Source organism: Shewanella gaetbuli, assembly GCF_023284065.1.
GTDB classification, from domain to species: Bacteria; Pseudomonadota; Gammaproteobacteria; order Enterobacterales; family Shewanellaceae; genus Shewanella; species Shewanella gaetbuli.
In genome coordinates, this window is the sequence record NZ_JAKIKP010000005.1 from 1 (window position 1) to 17534 (window position 17534).

The 17534-nt window shown below is 40.6% G+C and carries 19 protein-coding genes and 1 rRNA gene; 15 read left to right on the forward strand and 5 right to left on the reverse strand.

Annotation, left to right across the window (positions count from 1 at the left end):
• From rrf to L2672_RS08250, 3 genes are all read left to right on the forward strand, one after another.
• Positions 1 to 111 (forward strand): 5S ribosomal RNA (gene rrf / locus L2672_RS08240); the annotation flags it as partial.
• A 545-nt stretch (positions 112 to 656) separates the two neighbouring features.
• Positions 657 to 908: a YkgJ family cysteine cluster protein gene (locus tag L2672_RS08245; RefSeq protein ID WP_248995363.1), complete on the forward strand. Its 252-nt coding sequence runs from the start codon at positions 657 to 659 to the stop codon at positions 906 to 908.
• A gap of 34 nt (positions 909 to 942) precedes the next feature.
• Positions 943 to 1398, forward strand: a complete 456-nt coding sequence (locus L2672_RS08250) for an Rrf2 family transcriptional regulator (RefSeq protein WP_248995364.1) — start codon at positions 943 to 945, stop codon at positions 1396 to 1398.
• On the opposite strand, the gene L2672_RS08255 is transcribed toward L2672_RS08250, so the two are convergent.
• The 4 genes from L2672_RS08255 to gpmM are packed head-to-tail and all read right to left on the reverse strand — an operon-like array spanning position 1373 to position 6076.
• Positions 1373 to 2128, reverse strand: coding sequence for a divergent polysaccharide deacetylase family protein (locus tag L2672_RS08255; RefSeq protein ID WP_248995365.1), 756 nt, complete (start codon positions 2126 to 2128; stop codon positions 1373 to 1375). The genes L2672_RS08250 and L2672_RS08255 overlap by 26 nt on opposite strands.
• A 24-nt stretch (positions 2129 to 2152) precedes the next feature.
• Positions 2153 to 3352, reverse strand: coding sequence for a S41 family peptidase (locus tag L2672_RS08260; RefSeq protein ID WP_248995366.1), 1200 nt, complete (start codon positions 3350 to 3352; stop codon positions 2153 to 2155).
• Between the two features lie 35 nt (positions 3353 to 3387).
• Positions 3388 to 4521 (reverse strand): murein hydrolase activator EnvC family protein, encoded by a 1134-nt coding sequence (locus L2672_RS08265; protein ID WP_248995367.1) that lies wholly within the window; start codon positions 4519 to 4521, stop codon positions 3388 to 3390.
• Between the two features lie 10 nt (positions 4522 to 4531).
• Entirely contained in the window at positions 4532 to 6076 is a 1545-nt protein-coding gene (gpmM, locus tag L2672_RS08270) for a 2,3-bisphosphoglycerate-independent phosphoglycerate mutase (protein ID WP_248995368.1), read from the reverse strand.
• A gap of 233 nt (positions 6077 to 6309) precedes the next feature.
• Between gpmM and L2672_RS08275 the strand changes: the two genes are divergently transcribed.
• The 9 genes from L2672_RS08275 to L2672_RS17305 all read left to right on the forward strand — a co-directional run bounded on the left by L2672_RS08275 (position 6310) and on the right by L2672_RS17305 (position 14283).
• Positions 6310 to 6744, forward strand: a complete 435-nt coding sequence (locus L2672_RS08275; RefSeq protein WP_248995369.1) for a rhodanese-like domain-containing protein — start codon at positions 6310 to 6312, stop codon at positions 6742 to 6744.
• A gap of 199 nt (positions 6745 to 6943) precedes the next feature.
• The gene (gene secB, locus L2672_RS08280) at positions 6944 to 7429 is read left to right on the forward strand and encodes a protein-export chaperone SecB (protein WP_248995370.1); all 486 of its coding nucleotides are present in this window, start codon (positions 6944 to 6946) and stop codon (positions 7427 to 7429) included.
• A 3-nt stretch (positions 7430 to 7432) separates the two neighbouring features.
• Positions 7433 to 8443 (forward strand): NAD(P)H-dependent glycerol-3-phosphate dehydrogenase, encoded by a 1011-nt coding sequence (gene gpsA / locus L2672_RS08285; protein WP_248995371.1) that lies wholly within the window; start codon positions 7433 to 7435, stop codon positions 8441 to 8443.
• Positions 8444 to 8551: 108 nt separating this feature from the next.
• The gene (locus L2672_RS08290; protein WP_248995372.1) at positions 8552 to 9733 is read left to right on the forward strand and encodes a BaiN/RdsA family NAD(P)/FAD-dependent oxidoreductase; all 1182 of its coding nucleotides are present in this window, start codon (positions 8552 to 8554) and stop codon (positions 9731 to 9733) included.
• 261 nt (positions 9734 to 9994) lie between these two features.
• A complete protein-coding gene (locus L2672_RS08295) occupies positions 9995 to 11506 on the forward strand; it encodes a competence protein CoiA family protein (RefSeq protein ID WP_248995373.1) in 1512 nt (503 codons plus the stop codon).
• A gap of 80 nt (positions 11507 to 11586) precedes the next feature.
• Positions 11587 to 12111, forward strand: a complete 525-nt coding sequence (locus L2672_RS08300; protein ID WP_248995374.1) for an excalibur calcium-binding domain-containing protein — start codon at positions 11587 to 11589, stop codon at positions 12109 to 12111.
• Between the two features lie 3 nt (positions 12112 to 12114).
• Positions 12115 to 13257, forward strand: coding sequence for an HNH endonuclease (locus tag L2672_RS08305; RefSeq protein ID WP_248995375.1), 1143 nt, complete (start codon positions 12115 to 12117; stop codon positions 13255 to 13257).
• A 27-nt stretch (positions 13258 to 13284) separates the two neighbouring features.
• On the forward strand, positions 13285 to 13959 hold the full coding sequence (locus L2672_RS08310) for a hypothetical protein (protein WP_248995376.1): 675 nt from the start codon (positions 13285 to 13287) through the stop codon (positions 13957 to 13959).
• A 195-nt stretch (positions 13960 to 14154) separates the two neighbouring features.
• Positions 14155 to 14283, forward strand: coding sequence for a hypothetical protein (locus tag L2672_RS17305; RefSeq protein ID WP_275974998.1), 129 nt, complete (start codon positions 14155 to 14157; stop codon positions 14281 to 14283).
• Between the two features lie 437 nt (positions 14284 to 14720).
• On the opposite strand, the gene L2672_RS08315 is transcribed toward L2672_RS17305, so the two are convergent.
• Positions 14721 to 14951 carry a DUF3955 domain-containing protein gene (locus L2672_RS08315; protein ID WP_248995377.1) on the reverse strand — a complete coding sequence of 77 codons (231 nt, stop codon included), beginning with the start codon at positions 14949 to 14951 and terminating at the stop codon, positions 14721 to 14723.
• Between the two features lie 384 nt (positions 14952 to 15335).
• Between L2672_RS08315 and L2672_RS08320 the strand changes: the two genes are divergently transcribed.
• From L2672_RS08320 to L2672_RS08330, 3 genes are all read left to right on the forward strand, one after another.
• Positions 15336 to 15512 (forward strand): DUF1328 domain-containing protein, encoded by a 177-nt coding sequence (locus tag L2672_RS08320; protein WP_248995378.1) that lies wholly within the window; start codon positions 15336 to 15338, stop codon positions 15510 to 15512.
• Positions 15513 to 15561: 49 nt separating this feature from the next.
• Positions 15562 to 15756: a hypothetical protein gene (locus L2672_RS08325; protein WP_248995379.1), complete on the forward strand. Its 195-nt coding sequence runs from the start codon at positions 15562 to 15564 to the stop codon at positions 15754 to 15756.
• Positions 15757 to 15829: 73 nt separating this feature from the next.
• Positions 15830 to 17494, forward strand: coding sequence for a diacylglycerol kinase family protein (locus L2672_RS08330; RefSeq protein ID WP_248995380.1), 1665 nt, complete (start codon positions 15830 to 15832; stop codon positions 17492 to 17494).
• The last annotated feature ends 40 nt before the right edge of the window (positions 17495 to 17534 follow it).

Here is a 17534-nt window from a genome sequence, read left to right on the forward strand (position 1 = left end):
AGACCATAGAGCTGTGGTACCACCTGATCCCATTCCGAACTCAGAAGTGAAACACAGTATCGCCGATGGTAGTGTGGGGTCTCCCCATGTGAGAGTAGGTCATTTCCAGACACCAAATAAGATAAAAAGCCCACAGCTAACGCTGTGGGCTTTTTTGCGTTTGTGGGTTTAATGCTTTTAGTTTGTCATCTTCGAGATCTGTTATCGAGGCTCTGCTGTTGCTTAGTGCAGATTCCGGCCCAAAAGCATTGCCGGAATGACGTATGTTGAGTGTTCTCGCAATGACGTAGGTTGAGTACGTCAGAAAGACTTGGATTGTGCGTTGCTGTGATCATACGGCGGGGCTCTATGCTCCTAATCCGTCATCCTCGAGATCTGTTATCGAGGTTCTGCTGTTACTTAATGCAGATTCCGGCCCAAAAGCGTCGCCGGAATGACGCGCATTAAGTGTTGTCGGAAGGACGAGAGGTGGGCACTGTCGGAATGATGTAATTTGAACGTTGCCAGAATGGCGACGCATGCTCATGCCAGTCAAACTTACTAAATGACTTGGTTAGATAGTTATATTCCCCATTTATTGCATTTTTTAATGATTGCATCTCATCGCTATAACAAATATGTATTATACTGGTTTAAATTGTTTGATTGAGGTCATTATGGAATGCCGTTTGGGTTGTGGAGCTTGTTGTATTGCTCCTTCTATTACTAGCCCGATACCAGGGATGCCCGATGGGAAAGCTGCGGGAGTCCGGTGTGTTCAATTAAGTGATGATAATTTGTGTCTAATTTTTGGTTCAAAATTACGTCCCAAGGTTTGTTCTGAGTTTGAAGCGACGGTAGATGTTTGCGGCAACTCTAATGATGAAGCTTTATGGTTGATCACTGAATTAGAAAATTCTACATGTTAAAGTTTTAGTTCGTTCATATTGAGATGGTTTAGACATGCAATTAACTCGTTATACAGATTATGGCATTCGTATATTAATGTATTTGGCTGTCCAACCTGAGCGTGAATCTTTATTTCGGATAGCAGAAGTCACCGAAGTCTTTTCACTGTCTGCCAATCATGTGGCCAAGATTATTCATCAGATGGGAAAGTTGGGCTATATACAAACCATCAGAGGAAAAAGTGGTGGTTTTAAGCTCGCTAAAAAACCTTCTGAAATCAATGTCGGTTCGTTAGTTAGGCAGTTGGAGCATTCTTTATCCCCTGTTAATTGCGATCAACCTGCTTGTCGTTTTACTCCTGCGTGTAACTTAAAGGGGGTGTTGGCTAAAGCGGTGTCGGCTTATTTAGCGGTATTAGACGAATATACTCTTGCTGATATTGTCAGTAATAAAGCAGAGTTAGTGCGTACGTTGCCAGATTTATCTATCGCAGTGTTTGATGTAGGCTAGTCGGATAGGTCTTGGCTATTTCAACTGAAATCAGCGCTGATGTATGAACGAGATTGATGCCATTTTGTTTCAATCTCGCAAGGTTCTTTCTTAAAAATGATATTGTTTCAGGATAGGGGTGTGCTATAGCAACTAGCGTCCCTTTGCGTTTCGTTTGGTCAATTATCTGCTTAAATTGTTTTTCTAGCGCGTCATACTCCACATTGTTATCTAAGAAAACTTGCCTATATAGTATGGGTACACCAACAAATTTAGCCTGCTTACCTGCTTTGCTGTATTTTGTCGTATAACTGTCGACAAAATATGCTTGCTTGTTTTTCAACTCTTCCATAACCCATTTCATGGGTACATCTAGTTGGGTCAGCAAACTCCCCATGTGATTATTTGCTCCTTGAGCAAAGGGAATGTTGTTAAAGGCCGATTCTATTTCATTTTTTATTTGTTGCTCACTCATGTCATTGGTTAATCCACCAGGGCCTAGAGTATTCCCGCTGAGCGCTTGCATCGGTAGATGCAACATGATTTCGTGACCTTTATTGTAAGCTTCGAAAGCTAGCTTTTTCCCTAAGGGTGTATGAGGCAATACTGAAAGAGTGATGTCTTTGGGTAGCTGCAATACGGCCTCATCTGTTTGACGATATCCAATATCGTCAATAATGATAGCTAAATTAGCTGCAAAGCTAGTTGAACAAAATGTTAGTAGTAAAAGTAAACTGAATATAAAGCGCACAATATTATTTATCTTTAGTTATTATTAAGATTCTCTACCTTCAATCCATGCAATAGCAGAGTCTATATGGTTATCTTTCAATTTATGTGAATCGATTATAGACATATTAGTGTCATCTGTAATAGGAGAAATTGATATTTCTATATCAGGCACAATACCTTTTGTATGAATATTGTTACCTTTAGGTGTTCGATATTCTGCAATAGTAAGTTTTATTGCATTGCCATCATTGAGGATTGGAATAAGGCTTTGCACGGTTCCTTTGCCGAAACTGGTTTCGCCAATAATGGTTGCGCGATTATTTTCTTTTAAGGCCGCAGCTAGTACTTCAGAAGCTGATGCTGACCCCTTGTTGATTAATATCACTAGGGGGAGTTCGTTAAAAATCGCGCTGCTCGATGCATAATAATCTTCATTGGCATCGAAAAAACGACCTGTCGTTGACACTATTTTTCCTTGAGATAAAAACAGGTCGGCAATATTAATGGCTTGCTCAAGTAGCCCTCCTGGATTATTTCTTAAATCCAATATTAATCCTGTTAGGGGCGCTTGCTGCCATTTGTGGGCTTGTCTTAAAATCGCTTCTGTGGCGTTATCTTGAAAATTAGTTAACTTTATATAACCAATACTTTGCTGAATTATCTTGCTGTTGATTGACTCTATGTGGATGACATCTGGTGATAAGGTTAATTCAAATTGCTTGGTATCACCTGCATGTTGTAGCGTTAATTCTATGGGCAAGTTGTTCAGGCTGTGTTTACGAATATCCGTTAATATGGTTTGCAAATTGGTTTCGTCGACTTTGATATTATTAAACTTAACAATTTTGTCGCTTGCGACAATACCTGCCTTTTCTGCGGGGGAGTTTTTAAAGGGGGTGATAATCGTTATTTGGCCATCATCTGTTGCGATTTCAAATCCAAAGCCAAAATACTCACCGCGATTTGAGTTATTAATTGCTTGAAAGTCTTCATGAGTTAAAAAACCAGAGTAGGGGTCAAGCTTTTTAAATATGCCGTCAATGGCTGCTTGAACAAGCTGGTCACGGTCGATCTCGTCGACATAGTAGGTTTCGATAGTATCAATAACATCGGCTAGCAAAGGGTAATCTGCATTGCGATAATGTGAAGCGTTAAAGCTGTTTTCTGTACTGGAAATACTGACAGATAAGGCGACCGTAGCCCCTAAAATAAAACAGCCTAAATACCGTAAAAAGTTAATCATAACAGCCCCTTTGATGCGGGCAGTATGAGTCTATTTTAGCGACAGTATCTCGCTGGATCGACGGCTTGCCCTTTGTGTCTTATCTCAAAGTATAGGCTAGGTTCGCTCTGTCCACCTGAACGTCCGACAAGTGCAATGGACTCACCGTCTTTTACTGTGTCTCCAGCTCGTTTAAATAGCGTCTGTGCATGACCATATAGGCTCATATAACCTTTTCCGTGATCAACCACCATTACCATGCCAAACCCGCGAAGCCAGTCTGCATAAATCACTTTTCCCGCGGCTACCGCTTTAATATTTTGGCCTTCAGGGGCATTGAGTACGGTGCCTTTCCATTTGATCTGGCCTGACCGACTGCTGCCAAACCGTTCGCTGACTCGACCTTTGGTTGGCCATGACAGTTTGCCTTTTTTGTTTGCTAAACCGGTCATACTTGGATTGGATTTTGCCGCAATAACAGCTTGTTCAACAATCCGCTTTAAACTGGCCTCTTCAATTTGTAATTGCTCTAACTGGGCACCTTTATCTGACAATGTGCGTTGAATTTGAGTAAGGGTCATTTGACGCTGTTTTTGTTCATCAGCTAATTGTTTGGCTTGTTGTTGCTGATCAATCACAACGGCATTAAGTTGCTGCTGTTTTTTTAATTGCTCTTGTTGCAGCTGTTCCAGTTTTTCACTGGTTTGTTTGAGCTCGTTAATAGCCTTGATTCTGGCATTATTTAAGTATTGATAATAAACCAGCATTCGCTCAATTGTGGCAGGACTTTGCTGATTCAGCATCATTTTACTGTAATCATGATTACCCGCTAAATAGGCGCTTGATAACTGTTTAGAAAGGGTTTCTTGTTGGCTAGATTGGCGTGAAATTAAGCTGGCATGCTCGGTTTCAAGCTTGGCAAGTTGAGCACTGATATTGCTTAAAGCTATTTTTGAATCATTAACGCGTTGCGCGGCTTTTGCAATGGCTTGCTCATCTTTTTTAAGCAAGGCCATTAGCTTTTCTCGTTGCTTAGACGTGTTTTTTAAATCATTTTGCTGAGCAGTAATTTGCGACTGAATAGACTTCAGCTCAGACTGACGTTTATTGAGATCAACGCTGCTTGCTGCAAAGGAAGTTAATATAAAGCCAGCAATGATGCTGGCTTTCAAAAATACACGAGTTAGCACCGGTAATTAGTTACTCTTTTAAGTCAATGATACTGCGGCCAGTCATTTCAGCTGGAACAGACTCACCCATTAACGTTAACATCGTAGGGGCAATGTCACATAAACGGCCGTTATCTTTGATAGTAGCATCACGACCGACAAAGATGAAAGGAACTAATTCACTTGTGTGTGCTGTATGTGCCTGGCCTGTAGTTGGGTCAGTCATTTGCTCAGCATTACCATGGTCGGCAGTAATAATACATTCACCGCCAACTTTCGCTAAAGCATCAACAACTCGTCCAATACATGCATCAACGGCTTCACACGCTTTCACAGCGGCATCAAATTTACCTGTGTGACCAACCATATCGCCATTAGGGTAATTACAAATAATTACGTCATAATCAGCAGATTCAATTGCACCCACTAATTTGTCAGTTAGTTCCGTTGAGTTCATTTCTGGTTGTAAGTCATAAGTGGCGACTTTAGGCGACTCAATTAAGATGCGTTCTTCACCTTCAAACGGCTCTTCTTTACCACCGTTGAAGAAGAAGGTGACATGAGCGTATTTTTCGGTTTCAGAGATACGTAATTGCTTTTTACCGCTCTTTTGTAGTGTTTCACCTAAGGTGTTAACTAAGTTGTCAGAGGGGAACGCGACGGGTGCGTTAATGTCAGCAGCATATTCAGTTAACTGTACAAAGTTGATTTTTGGTGTTTTATTACGAACAAAACCGTCAAAATCAGCATTAACGAAACTACGAGTAATTTGACGAGCGCGGTCAGCACGGAAATTCATGAAAATTAACGCGTCATTGTCGTTTAAGGTGGCAACCTCGTTTGAAGCATCAGTTACAGCCGATGCCGCTACAAACTCGTCGTTTTCATCACGGCCATATGCCGCTTCTAATGCTTCAACAGCATTGGCATATTTAAACTGGCTTTTACCTTCAGTAATCAGTTCATAAGCTTGTGATACACGATCCCAACGATTATCGCGGTCTAGTGCATAATAACGGCCAATTAATGAGGCAATACGCCCTGTGCCAAGCTCTGCGAATAGGTCGTTGAAGTGCTCTATGCTACCTTTGGCGCTACGAGGAGGTGTATCTCGGCCGTCTAAAAAGGCATGTAAATAAACAGCTTTAGCGCCTTTTTTCACTGCCATACGGCACATAGCTTCTATATGCTCTTCATGACTATGAACGCCACCCGGAGACAATAAGCCCATAATATGAACAGCACCATCAGCTGCAATCGCTTGGTCTACTGCTGCTGAAATTGCTGGGTTTTGGTCAAATTCATTGTCGGCAATGGACTTGCTGATACGAGTGAGTTCTTGGTAAACAATGCGGCCTGAGCCAATATTGATATGGCCTACTTCTGAATTACCCATTTGGCCGTCAGGTAAACCTACGTCTAATCCTGAACCAGATATTAACCCATTTGCATGCGTGGCAGTTAGCTTATCAAGTACCGGGGTGTTGGCATGAAAAATCGCATTGTCTTGTGTATTTTCACGATAACCCCAACCATCAAGGATAAGTAAAGCCAAAGGACGTTTTGCTGTCGTCATGGAAGTACCTTTAAAAGTTGAAAGATGAATTAAAAACTGAAATTGTATGAATATTACTACTTATCGGCGGTTGGAAACAGACCTAGTCGTGATATCTAAGGCTGTGGTGATTAAATTTCATTTATATCACGGTAAATATCGCGTTAAGCGTGATAGACAGGTGAAAACTATCCGCTAAATGGCTATACTCTTGGCCAAATTAATCTTAGCTAAATCCTTTATAGGCAGTAAACATGCAAGAATATATGGAATTTTTTCAAGCTAACCCAATGTTATCGTTAGCATGGGTTGGTTTATTTGTTGCTTTGATTGTGACCATGATTAAAAGCAGCACATCAAAAGTAACCAATGTAAATAATCAACAACTCACCTTTATGATGAATAAAGAAGGCGCCAAAGTCGTTGACGTGCGAGGAAAAGAAGAGTTTAAAAAAGGCCATATTGTAGACGCGATTAATGTGCCATTGTCTGAAATAAAAAATAATCAGAACACAAGTCTTGAAAAGTATAAAAGCAGCCCCATTATATTAGTATGTAATACTGGCATGACATCGGGTCAAGCAGCGCAATTGTTATCTAAACAAGGCTTTGAAAATCTGCACAACCTAACGGGTGGTATGGGTGAATGGAAGTCAGCTAACTTGCCGGTGGTTAAAAGCAAACGATAACCCAATTGGCTTATCAAGCGGTTATGTTGTGTTGTAATATCTTGCAGCACAACCCAAGTTTTGATCCTACTAGCGAAGGGCTTATTCAGTTTAAGCAGTGTGGTCGACAAAAGGGGAAAGCGAAATAAGTTCGTTGCCGCCCAACACAATATTCGCTCCAATTAGAAAGCGAAATACATCATTTTAAAGGTAGGAAATTATGGCTGAAGAAGTAGCAAACAACGAAGCAGGTGCACCTCAATTTAACATTCAACGTGTTTACACAAAAGACGTGTCTTTTGAAACGCCAAACAGCCCAGCTGTTTTCCAAAAAGAATGGAATCCAGAAGTTAAATTAGACTTAGATACCCGTAGCGCTAAGTTATCAGACGACACCTATGAAGTTGTTTTGTCTTTAACCGTAACCGCTAAAAACGGCGAAGAAACTGCATTTTTATGTGAAGTTCAACAAGCGGGTATTTTCTCTATCGCGGGTTTAACTGAGCAGCAATTAGCTCACTCTTTAGGTGCATACTGTCCTAACGTACTATTCCCATATGCGCGTGAAACCGTTTCTAGCTTAGTGTCTCGTGGTACTTTCCCACAACTAAACTTAGCACCAGTAAACTTTGACGCATTGTTTGCTCAATACGTTCAGCAACGCCAAGCTGCAGCAGCAGAAGCGCCAGCTGAAGCAAACGCATAAATTATGAATAACGCAGCCGAAATAACGGTTTTAGGGGCGGGGTCTTATGGCACCGCCCTTGCTATTTCTTTAGCTAGCAATGGCCATAAAACCTTAATTTGGGGCCATGAAGCCGAGCATATGCAAGCGTTAAGTGAGTCTCGTTCAAACGAAGCTTACTTACCCGGTATTGGTTTTCCTGACTGCTTACACATTGAACCTGATTTGGCTAAAGCATTAGCCGCCAGCAAAAATGTATTAGTGGTTGTGCCTAGCCATGTATTTGGTGAAGTATTAAAACAAGCAAAACCTTTATTGCGTGCTGATGCGCGTATTGTGTGGGCAACCAAAGGCTTAGAGCCCGAAACTGGTCGATTATTGCAAGATGTTGCCCGTGAGCAACTAGGCGAACAATATCCGCTTGCAGTATTGTCTGGGCCTACCTTTGCTAAGGAATTAGCAGCAGGGTTACCAACCGCTATTTCGGTAGCCGGCACTTGCCCGCAATTTACTCATGACTTGGTTGAGCTATTGCATAGCCCTAAACGTTTAAGAGTTTATGCTAATGACGACTTTACAGGGCTTCAACTAGGCGGCGCAGTTAAAAACGTTATTGCCATTGGTGCAGGTATGTCTGATGGTATCGGCTTTGGTGCCAATGCCAGAACGGCATTAATTACTCGTGGTTTAGTGGAGTTAACACGGCTAGGTGTTGCGTTAGGCGCAGATGCCAATACCTTTATGGGAATGGCTGGCTTGGGCGATCTTGTTTTAACCTGTACCGACAATCAGTCGCGTAATCGTCGCTTTGGTCTTGCGTTAGGCAAAGGCAGTGATGTTGATACCGCACAAACTGAAATTGGTCAGGTGGTTGAAGGGTATCGCAACACTAAAGAGGTCTATACTCTAGCCCATCGATTAGGTGTTGAAATGCCCATTACCGAGCAAATTTACCAAGTGCTTTATCAAGGTAAGTCCCCCCGCGAGGCTGCTAAAGAATTATTGGGTAGAGACAGAAAGTCAGAAACTATCTAAGGTATTGATGGTTAATTTATTCAGTTAACCATAATTCAACTTCCAAAAGGATGCTAAAATAGCATCCTTTTTTGTATGTTAAAGTTAATCAGCTTTGTGGAGTAAAAAGTGAAACATCATGACGTTATAATTATTGGTGCTGGCGCAGCTGGGTTAATGTGTGCCGCGACCGCAGGCTATAGAGGTCGTGATGTATTAGTGCTCGATAACGCCAAGCAAGCGGGACGAAAAATCCTCATCAGTGGCGGCGGGCGTTGTAACTTTACCAATCAAAAAGTCGAACCCCATCAGTTTATTTGTGGTAATCCGCACTTTGTAAAATCAGCATTAGCCCGTTATCGCTCATCTGATTTTATTGAACTAGTTGAGCGTCATGGCATTGAATACCACGAGCGTGATCATGGCCAGCTATTCTGCAACGACTCAGCCAAAGAGATTGTCACTATGCTGCTGACCGAATGTGAATGGGCAGGGGTAAATATCAAGTTACGCACCGACATTATTAGTGTGACGAAAACCGATAATGGCTTTGTACTAACTACCTCCGCAGGTGAATACAGTTGCGAGTCGTTGGTGGTTGCCACCGGTGGTTTGTCTATGCCTAAACTAGGCGCGACACCTTATGGTTATAAACTGGCGCAACAATTTGGCCTAAACGTATTGCCAACAACCGCAGGATTAGTGCCGTTTACTTGGCATGCCGACCAAAAAGCCCGCTTTGAACCATTATCCGGTATTGCCGTGCCATCAACCATAACTGCCCAAGATGGCACGCAGTTTAGTGAAGCACTTCTATTTACTCACCGAGGCCTATCAGGCCCAGCAGTATTACAAATTTCCAATTATTGGCAACCCGGTCAAGCTATTAATATTAACCTGCTTCCCAATGAAAATGCCTTAGAAAAGTTACAACAAGCATTAGAAAAAAGCCCCAAACAAAGCTTACGAAACACCTTGAGCCAATGGCTACCTAAGCGATTAGTTGAAGCCTTATTTGAAGCCGCTCAACTGGACAAAGCATTGAACCAACTTGGACATGGTGAGCGAGAAACCATTGCCAGTAACCTAAATGCTTGGTCAATAGTGATGAATGGTACTGAAGGTTATCGAACCGCCGAGGTTACATTAGGCGGGATAGATACCAATGAGCTGTCATCAAAAACCATGCAAGCCAATAAAGTAGCAGGGTTGTATTTTATTGGTGAAGTCATGGATGTCAGCGGCTGGCTCGGTGGGTTTAACTTCCAGTGGGCGTGGTCATCGGGTGTTGCCGCAGGCATGGCGGTTTAAGTGCGTGTAATGAATTATGGCGCAACCATACTAGGGCAAGACTCTCAATTTTACCGCTTATTGCAGAATGACGGATTTGGTCTTTTTCCAAAACTTGCTTTGGAAGAGGGTTACTTAAAGCTTTCTAGCTATCTACGCGGAAGACAGGAAGGTGTTACTTGGTAAGTCATCTCGAAAGCTACTAGATAAGTTTTTTGGTAAGTGATATTAATTTTGTCGGGCAGTAAATATTAATAGCAAACAGGATTGAAAGGATTCAATGTGTTAGAAGTTAAAATTGCGTGGGGTTTAAGCGCCGATGGCGTGATGCGCCATATTTCTGAGGTAAAAAATGGAAAAGCCTGTGGGTGTGTATGCCCATCACCAAACTGCTCTAGTCCGCTGATTGCCAATCAAGGGGCAATTAAGACACATTATTTTTCTCATCAAACAAATACAAGTTGCAGTGGTGAATCTGCGCTGCATCTTGCGGCAAAACAGCTTTTAGAAAACCTAGCTTCTGAAAAGGCCGTTCTTCTTTTACCAAAGGTGCATGCTGAGTACTCCAAAGTGGATATGCTTGGAGAAATTGTTGAAGGTTCAAGCGTCGAACATATTCGTTTTGAGCTTAAAGATGCAAAGCAAGAGGTAAGACTGAGTGATTCGTTGATTGCTGATGTGTTGAGCAAATCATCCACAAATGAAGAGCTGGCTATAGAGATTTTTGTTACAAACTCGAAGGATGAGCTTGGTGAAGGTAAGTATCGATATATTCAAGTTAACGCGATAGAAATTGATTTGAGTGGGTTGTCTTGGAATATTAATCGGGATGATTTGAAAGATGCTGTTTTAAAAACTGCTCCTCGCAGATGGCTATATTGTAATAAGATTGCTGAATTATATATCAAATTAAAGCAGGACATCGATAATGAAGTCGATAGGATTAATCAAAGTTACCTAGCTAATTTATATGATATCGCTCAGTTATTTAGCTCAAATACAAACTTACCATCTTTGACTTGGCCTTCATTAGTGGCAAGGCGTCTTCAGATTAATTCAAGTGACTTCATTGAAAGTCGTTCACCAAAAGTAAAATGTTTTAATAAGGTATGGGTTCCATTTGATTATGGCTTCAGTGGGACAGCTATCGTTGGGGATAAAAAGATCGTAAATGTAGATGTTGTACTTTTTGTAAAAGGGAATAATAAAAAAACCATCCCAAAAGGAAAGCCTACTCTGTTCATCGGTTATGATGAACGGAAGACAGCCGATTATAACAAGTTTGATTTGAGGTGGGAAAATGTGGAATTGTGGCAACAAAAGCTTGAGAGAATAGCTGATAATAAAATGGTACAAATGCAAAATGTAGCGTTTGAAAAGGATCAAATGATAGCTACATTTGTACAGCGATTTAGAGCGGCAAATGATAATGTAAAAATGCAAATGATTTGTCAAAAACTAGGACTGAGCCCCCCAAAACAAGAGTCAAAACACAATTATTATTGGAATACTTCTTGGGATGTTTGGAAATCTACTGTTTGGTTCTATAAGATTCATAATAATGAAGGCTATACGATAAGCTCTTGGGGAATCGCTGATGATAGCTGGCTTGAGTCCTTATTCGGTTTTCCGATTGACAATAAGGCAAGTGAGGCGCGAAGAAAAATGGCAGGTTCCTGGCTAAAAAAATTATACCATTTAGGCATTTTAAGAAGAATCAGTTGGAGTGAATACGAAGTAGAAAATAGCAAACTGGAGAATTTCGTTCCTTGGCAATATATAAGAAAGTTGTAGGTTTTAACTCGAACGACATTGTTTAATTGGTTGATTTTAAATCTTTTGTTTGATTTTTGGGCTTGCGTGATGGAGGTGTAATGTATAAAGGAGTGTTAACTAAGTGGGATGACACCAAAGGGTATGGTTTTATTCAGTCAGCTGAGCTTCAAAAAGATACCTTTATCCATATTTCCACACTTAAACACATGAGTCGGCCACCTAAGCAGGGGGATTTCATATATTTTGATGTTGAGTCTCAAGCTGGAAAGATGCGAGCTACCAATGCCAGAATTGAAGGCGTCAGGAGTAAATCAGTTCGAAAATCCTCAAAAAAGTCTCACTCCAACGGTTTCAGTAAGTTGATAAGAATTGCTGCTGTGGTGACTGTTATTATGCTTGCAGCGAGGCATTTCTACTTACAACAAAATCAGATTAATTATGAAGACGCTCCAGTTTCTGATGCATATTCCCCTGCGGCTCAAGATTTTACCTGTGATGGTCGCCAACATTGCAGTCAAATGACTTCCCGTGAAGAGGCTGAATTCTTCATTAGACATTGCCCTAATACCAAAATGGACGGTGATAATGATGGCATTCCTTGTGAGAATGACTCTAGGTTTTAAGTAATGACACTGGCTTACTATTTAGACACATTTCAAAGTTTAAGGCCTGATAGGTCAACGGGCCGCGCACGACCACATAAAGTATGCATGATGTTTGCTGTCATGGATTTAATCGAACAAGGGCATATATCGGATAATAAGATTTTTTATGATGATGTCCTTTGTAGCCGTTTCAGTTGGCATTTCTTAAGGCTTAAACAAGATAATGATGCAGATAGTCCCTTCTTACCGTTTTATCATTTGTGCTCATCTAGTGTCTGGCATTTGCAGATATCGCCTCACAATCAAGTGGCCTTTAAGCAGATAAAGTCTGCTTCCGATGCCAATATTCGTAAGCTGGTGGATTATGCTTACTTAGATGAAGAGTTATTTACGTTATTAAAAAGCCCTTACACCTCATCTATCTTAAGAAATGCTTTATCAGCCAACTTGGACTCACTTGAAGATCAATATGCCCGTTGGGCGAAGTCTTTAGGTAAATCAGATAAAACCATTAAAAACTATGTGGGTGCTCTTAAAAACTCGATTACAAATTGGCTTGATGATGTTGGAGTAAGTAAGCAAAGCTTACTTTCAATAGGGTCCTATATTGAGTACGAGAATATTGTCAGCAAAGCCTATGAGGTAAGGGAGTTTGTTGACAAGGATAAACGAGGTAACGGTATGTATAGCGCTGCTATCAAAAGTTATCGAGCATTCTTGTCGGATATCACTCAGGCTGAGGTTCAGCATGATATAGAAGAAATTATCTTAGATAAGTCTATCTCTGAAACGCAAAAGACCACGATGGTTAATACGCGTCTAGGCCAAGGTAAATTCAGAGAAGAGCTCATTAACTATTGGCGTGGTTGTGCAATTACTGGGTTTCAAAATTACTCATTTTTAATTGCGTCACACATTAAGCCTTGGTCTAAGTCTGAAAACAATGAGCGACTCGATCCATTTAATGGCTTACTACTGCTGGCAAATATAGATAAGGCGTTCGACTTGGGTTACGTCAGTTTTGATGATAAGGGCCGTATTTTGATTTCTGAGCACCTAGAAGAATACGGTGCTTTAGGGCTTAATGCTGATATGAAGATTAACCTAGTATCACAACATCAAGATTACCTAGCTTTTCATCGAGAAATGCAATTTAAACAGTAAATTTGTTAACTTAAAGGGTAGCATTCTGTGTCTGATGAAAAAATAGAGCTTCCAACAGAGGAGCTCAGAACGCCTTTAAATATGGCTGTTGGTGATAGCCGAAACTATCTATTTAACATTACATCTCCCGAGCAGCTATATGATGACATTGCTAGATTCACACTTAATAAAAATGTACCTGAACATATTGTGATTCAATATGATACTGCTCGAAATCTGTACCTATATTCATTTCATGTGTACCGCTTTTATAACGTAGCTCAACAACATCTATTTTCAGCTTTAGAGTTGGCGATTAAAGATGGGATTGGTGAAGATAAACTAAAAAAGTTCGCCAAATCTCGGGGAGCACGATTAGGCTTAAGCATTTGTATGCAGTACCTCAGAGATAAAAAGATCATTTCTAATTCAGATTTTCCTCGATGGCATAATAGAAATCGTGCCGAGGCCGAGGCTGCTTATAGTCATAAAGTTATAGAGCAGATGGTTGAAAAAGGGTTGGATGAGTATATTTGGAATGAGAGCGAAATTGAGCAGTCCACCATTGAATCTCAATGGGATTTGGTAGACGTGATGTGTAGAACTATGCCAAAAATTCGTAATGAATTTGCTCATGGTTCGACGACCTTATTTAAAGATGTCTTGGTCTATTTTGATGACATTTCAATCATCATTAATAAAGTCTATGCCCATCTTAATTAGGTATAGAATACCTTGTTTCATATTTTGCATTTTGACACTTAAACAATTGTTAACTTTAGCGATCAGTATGATTATTCCACCCATTGAGATGACATCTTTTGAGATGCAAATTGTCACACAAATTTTGTGGTTATAGTCTGGGTGTATAAGTCTTTGCACTATTGAGCTTCTAGAGTGGTCAGATAAAGTTTTTTTATGGAGCCAATGCATTTTGAGCGAATAGCTCGATATGCAGGTGAACAATACCTAGAAAAAGTGGAGGTGTTGGACATTGAAGATGTTTATCAATATATGCAGCCAGAATTAATTTCTATGTTAACTTGATGAGCGAGTTAAAAGCAATGAGCTCTAAGGGATGTGTGATTCATATATGGTATATCGATGTGGACGAGGCTACTACCATCCCAACAGCTCAAGTTTACCTCCCAATAAAAGAGCCTAAACAGTTTAAAGAATGTGCTGATAGATATGAGATGCGTTATCGAATTACTGCACTATGAATGGTTAAGGTTTTTTATTAAGGGTTTTCATGAGGAGTTGTCGCTGATATCGGCCACAGAGCACCAACTAGGCTACTTTGGGTTTGATTTAAGCCGCTATTGAAATATAATCATGTTAAAGGGTGAGTTTTATTTTAAATCAAAGGCTTGAGCTTTTTTCTTTAATTTAGTGGGTACACAATAATTTTCATCAAGCTCTAAATATCAGTGGCCAGCATTAACTGGCCACATTGGTTTTAACGCTAAACCCTGTTGTTAAGGCTAAGCTAGCGATTGTCGAATCGCTTTAAATGTCCCTACGATAATAAATATCCCCATGGCGAGTAAGCCGATGAAAATAAATAAAAAACCTAAAGGCATAAACCAGCTTTCGTGTAATTGGCCTTGGGCATCTACATATTGGTAATAAGTACTCTCAATGAATAAAAACAATAAGCCCGTTACCGCAATTAAAAAGCTGAATCCCATTTTTCGATTGAACAATATTGACATACCTACCTCCTCTGTATGTATCCCGAACGCAGCAGACGCTGCAGTTGATATTTGAGCATCCATACTATCCTTGTCTATACCAACAAACACATTAATTGTTGATTAAATGTTCGATAGCCGTTTTTGTAACAATGAGTTCCTTTCTGTCGGTATGAAATTTTTGCAATGTAATCGGTAACTATTGCGGTTTTAAAGTTAATGATAAAACGTCGAGACGGCATCGTTTATGTATTTTGTTAATAAAAACAATGTCTTGAGATTATCCTTCAAAGTTGGCATGTGATTAGCTTATCTGTAAGTGTCTTATAAGGTAGGCGTTTTAGCTGTGGTGTTAATAACGCATTGCCGCGCTTATTTATATGTAAGTCATAACAGGAGGTTAGGATGTTATTTTGGACGTTAATGTTTTTGTGTATTGCTATCGTTGCGGGTTTATTAGGATTTAGTGGTATTGCAGGGGCGGCAGCGGGTATCGCAAAAGTGATCTTTTTTATCTTCGTAGTGCTATTAGTTATATCACTTATTTCAGGTGCCCTAAGAGGCCGAGCGCCTAAAGCATAACGTTATTTAATTGCCAAAGTTAATACTAAGGATAATCAAGGAGAATAGGATGAGAACATTAAAATTATTATTGTCGACAGGTTTTATTATTGCATTAGGTTTGTTTATTACCGGTTGTACGGACGATACAGCGGAAGATGCTGGTGAGAAAATAGATGAAATAGTTACTGATGCGGGTAACGCGGTAGAAGATGCTTGTGAAGAGGTGAAAGAAGGCTTAAATTCTGAAGATCCTGATTGTTAATCGATGACGTTAAATGGCTATTACGAATTGGCGCTATAGCTTTTATTTTGCATCATTTTGACAGGAGAGACTCATGCTGAAGAATATTAATATTAAGTATTATTACACGTTCGCGGCGTTGACAACTGCGGTATTAGCTGCAGTGGTTCACCCTTGGTGGTTAACATTGCTTTTAGCTTGGGTTTCTTTGTCATTAACGTTAGTCAGTGTTGCGTATTGGTTTAATGCGGCGGGTATTTTTCGTAAAAAAACAAATGGCACTATTCCGTGGTATATCAGTTGGAGCTTTGTGCCCTTTTTGTTGGGTTGCCAACTTTACAATGCCTGGGCAAGAAAGCATGACAAAGTACCGGCTATTCAACAAATTGATAATCAGCTTTATTTAGCTTGTCGGTTGTTTCCTCAGGATGTGGATTATTTAAAAGAGCAAAATGTCACTGCTGTGCTAGATGTTACCGCTGAATTTGATGCACTGGACTTAACCCTACTTGATGAAAACATCGATTATTTAAATATTCCTGTGTTAGATCACAGTGTGCCAACGGTTGCTCAGCTTAACCAAGCGGTGAACTGGCTTTATCGCCAACAACGTGAGGGCAAAAGTGTTGTGGTGCATTGCGCTTTAGGGCGTGGACGGTCTGTATTAGTGCTAGCCAGTTATTTAGCCTGTCGTCGACCATCACTGAGCTTAGAAACGATTTTAAAATCCATTAATGATATTAGAAGCACTGCGGGGTTAAATCGCTGGCAGCTGGCTAAATTAGCGAAGTTACATGCTGAAAACAAAGTGCAAATTCATCAAAATGCCTACTTAGTTGCCAACCCTGTATCGGGAGGCGGTAAATGGCAGTGTTGTGAAGAAGAAGTACTTGAAAATTTGTCGCAATATTATGACGTTACTTTGCTGAAAACCACTGAAAAACTCACAGCAACCGAGCTGGCCACTCGTGCAGTTAATCAGGGTGCTGATATGGTGATTGCTTGTGGTGGTGACGGTACGGTAAATGAAGTGGCCTCAGTGCTCACAAATACTCAGGCTGCATTAGGTATTATTCCTATGGGCACCACCAATGCGTTAGCGCATACGTTATTTGGTATTGGCAGCAAGCTAGTGCCGGTATCAACGGCCCTTGATATTTTAACTCGAGGCCAAGTTGTGCCTATTGATACCGCTAAATGCAACGATAATATTGTGTTACTGATGGTTGGTGTAGGGTTTGGGCATAAAATGATAGAGTCTGCCAACCGTGAGCGAAAAAATGAGTCTGGGCAATTCGCTTATTTAAACGGTTTATGGCAAGCCGTTAGTGAGAACAAGCCGCTTAAGTTAAGTTTGCAGGTTAATGGCGAACAAGCGCAAACCATTGAAACAACCAGTGTGGTGATTGCAAATTCAGCACCCTTTACCAGTTTATTAGCCCAAGGTAATGGCGAGCCAGACATTACCGATGGCCAATTAGATATCACTTGGATTGCGGCATCTGAATCGTCACCTGAGCAGTTTTTAAGTCTGGCTGAATTAATGTTTAATGGCATTTTGGGCAAGGAAGAAAATCAAACTCCTTCAGCTGGGGCCATTAATCACTTACAAGCGACTAAGGTGAAGGTGTCGGCACAACAACCATTAAGTTATGTGATTGATGGCGAGCTATTTGAGGCCGATGAGATTAGCGTTGAAGTGTTACCTAAATCTTTGAATGTGCTTGTGCCTGAAGATAGCCCTATATTCGCACAATAATACTGTTAAGTGGTTTTGGGTGGTGAGCAAGCCCTATTGG

What these genes read in the sequence shown, in the direction of transcription:
- L2672_RS08245 (WP_248995363.1), top strand. Translation starts at nt 657, where the DNA reads ATGGAATGCCGTTTGGGTTGTGGAGCTTGTTGTATTGCTCCTTCTATT.
- L2672_RS08250 (WP_248995364.1), top strand. Translation starts at nt 943, where the DNA reads ATGCAATTAACTCGTTATACAGATTATGGCATTCGTATATTAATGTAT.
- L2672_RS08260 (WP_248995366.1), bottom strand. Translation starts at nt 3,352, where the DNA reads ATGATTAACTTTTTACGGTATTTAGGCTGTTTTATTTTAGGGGCTACG.
- gpmM (WP_248995368.1), bottom strand. Translation starts at nt 6,076, where the DNA reads ATGACGACAGCAAAACGTCCTTTGGCTTTACTTATCCTTGATGGTTGG.
- L2672_RS08275 (WP_248995369.1), top strand. Translation starts at nt 6,310, where the DNA reads ATGCAAGAATATATGGAATTTTTTCAAGCTAACCCAATGTTATCGTTA.
- secB (WP_248995370.1), top strand. Translation starts at nt 6,944, where the DNA reads ATGGCTGAAGAAGTAGCAAACAACGAAGCAGGTGCACCTCAATTTAAC.
- gpsA (WP_248995371.1), top strand. Translation starts at nt 7,433, where the DNA reads ATGAATAACGCAGCCGAAATAACGGTTTTAGGGGCGGGGTCTTATGGC.
- L2672_RS08300 (WP_248995374.1), top strand. Translation starts at nt 11,587, where the DNA reads ATGTATAAAGGAGTGTTAACTAAGTGGGATGACACCAAAGGGTATGGT.
- L2672_RS08305 (WP_248995375.1), top strand. Translation starts at nt 12,115, where the DNA reads ATGACACTGGCTTACTATTTAGACACATTTCAAAGTTTAAGGCCTGAT.
- L2672_RS17305 (WP_275974998.1), top strand. Translation starts at nt 14,155, where the DNA reads ATGGAGCCAATGCATTTTGAGCGAATAGCTCGATATGCAGGTGAACAA.
- L2672_RS08315 (WP_248995377.1), bottom strand. Translation starts at nt 14,951, where the DNA reads ATGTCAATATTGTTCAATCGAAAAATGGGATTCAGCTTTTTAATTGCG.
- L2672_RS08320 (WP_248995378.1), top strand. Translation starts at nt 15,336, where the DNA reads ATGTTATTTTGGACGTTAATGTTTTTGTGTATTGCTATCGTTGCGGGT.
- L2672_RS08325 (WP_248995379.1), top strand. Translation starts at nt 15,562, where the DNA reads ATGAGAACATTAAAATTATTATTGTCGACAGGTTTTATTATTGCATTA.
- L2672_RS08330 (WP_248995380.1), top strand. Translation starts at nt 15,830, where the DNA reads ATGCTGAAGAATATTAATATTAAGTATTATTACACGTTCGCGGCGTTG.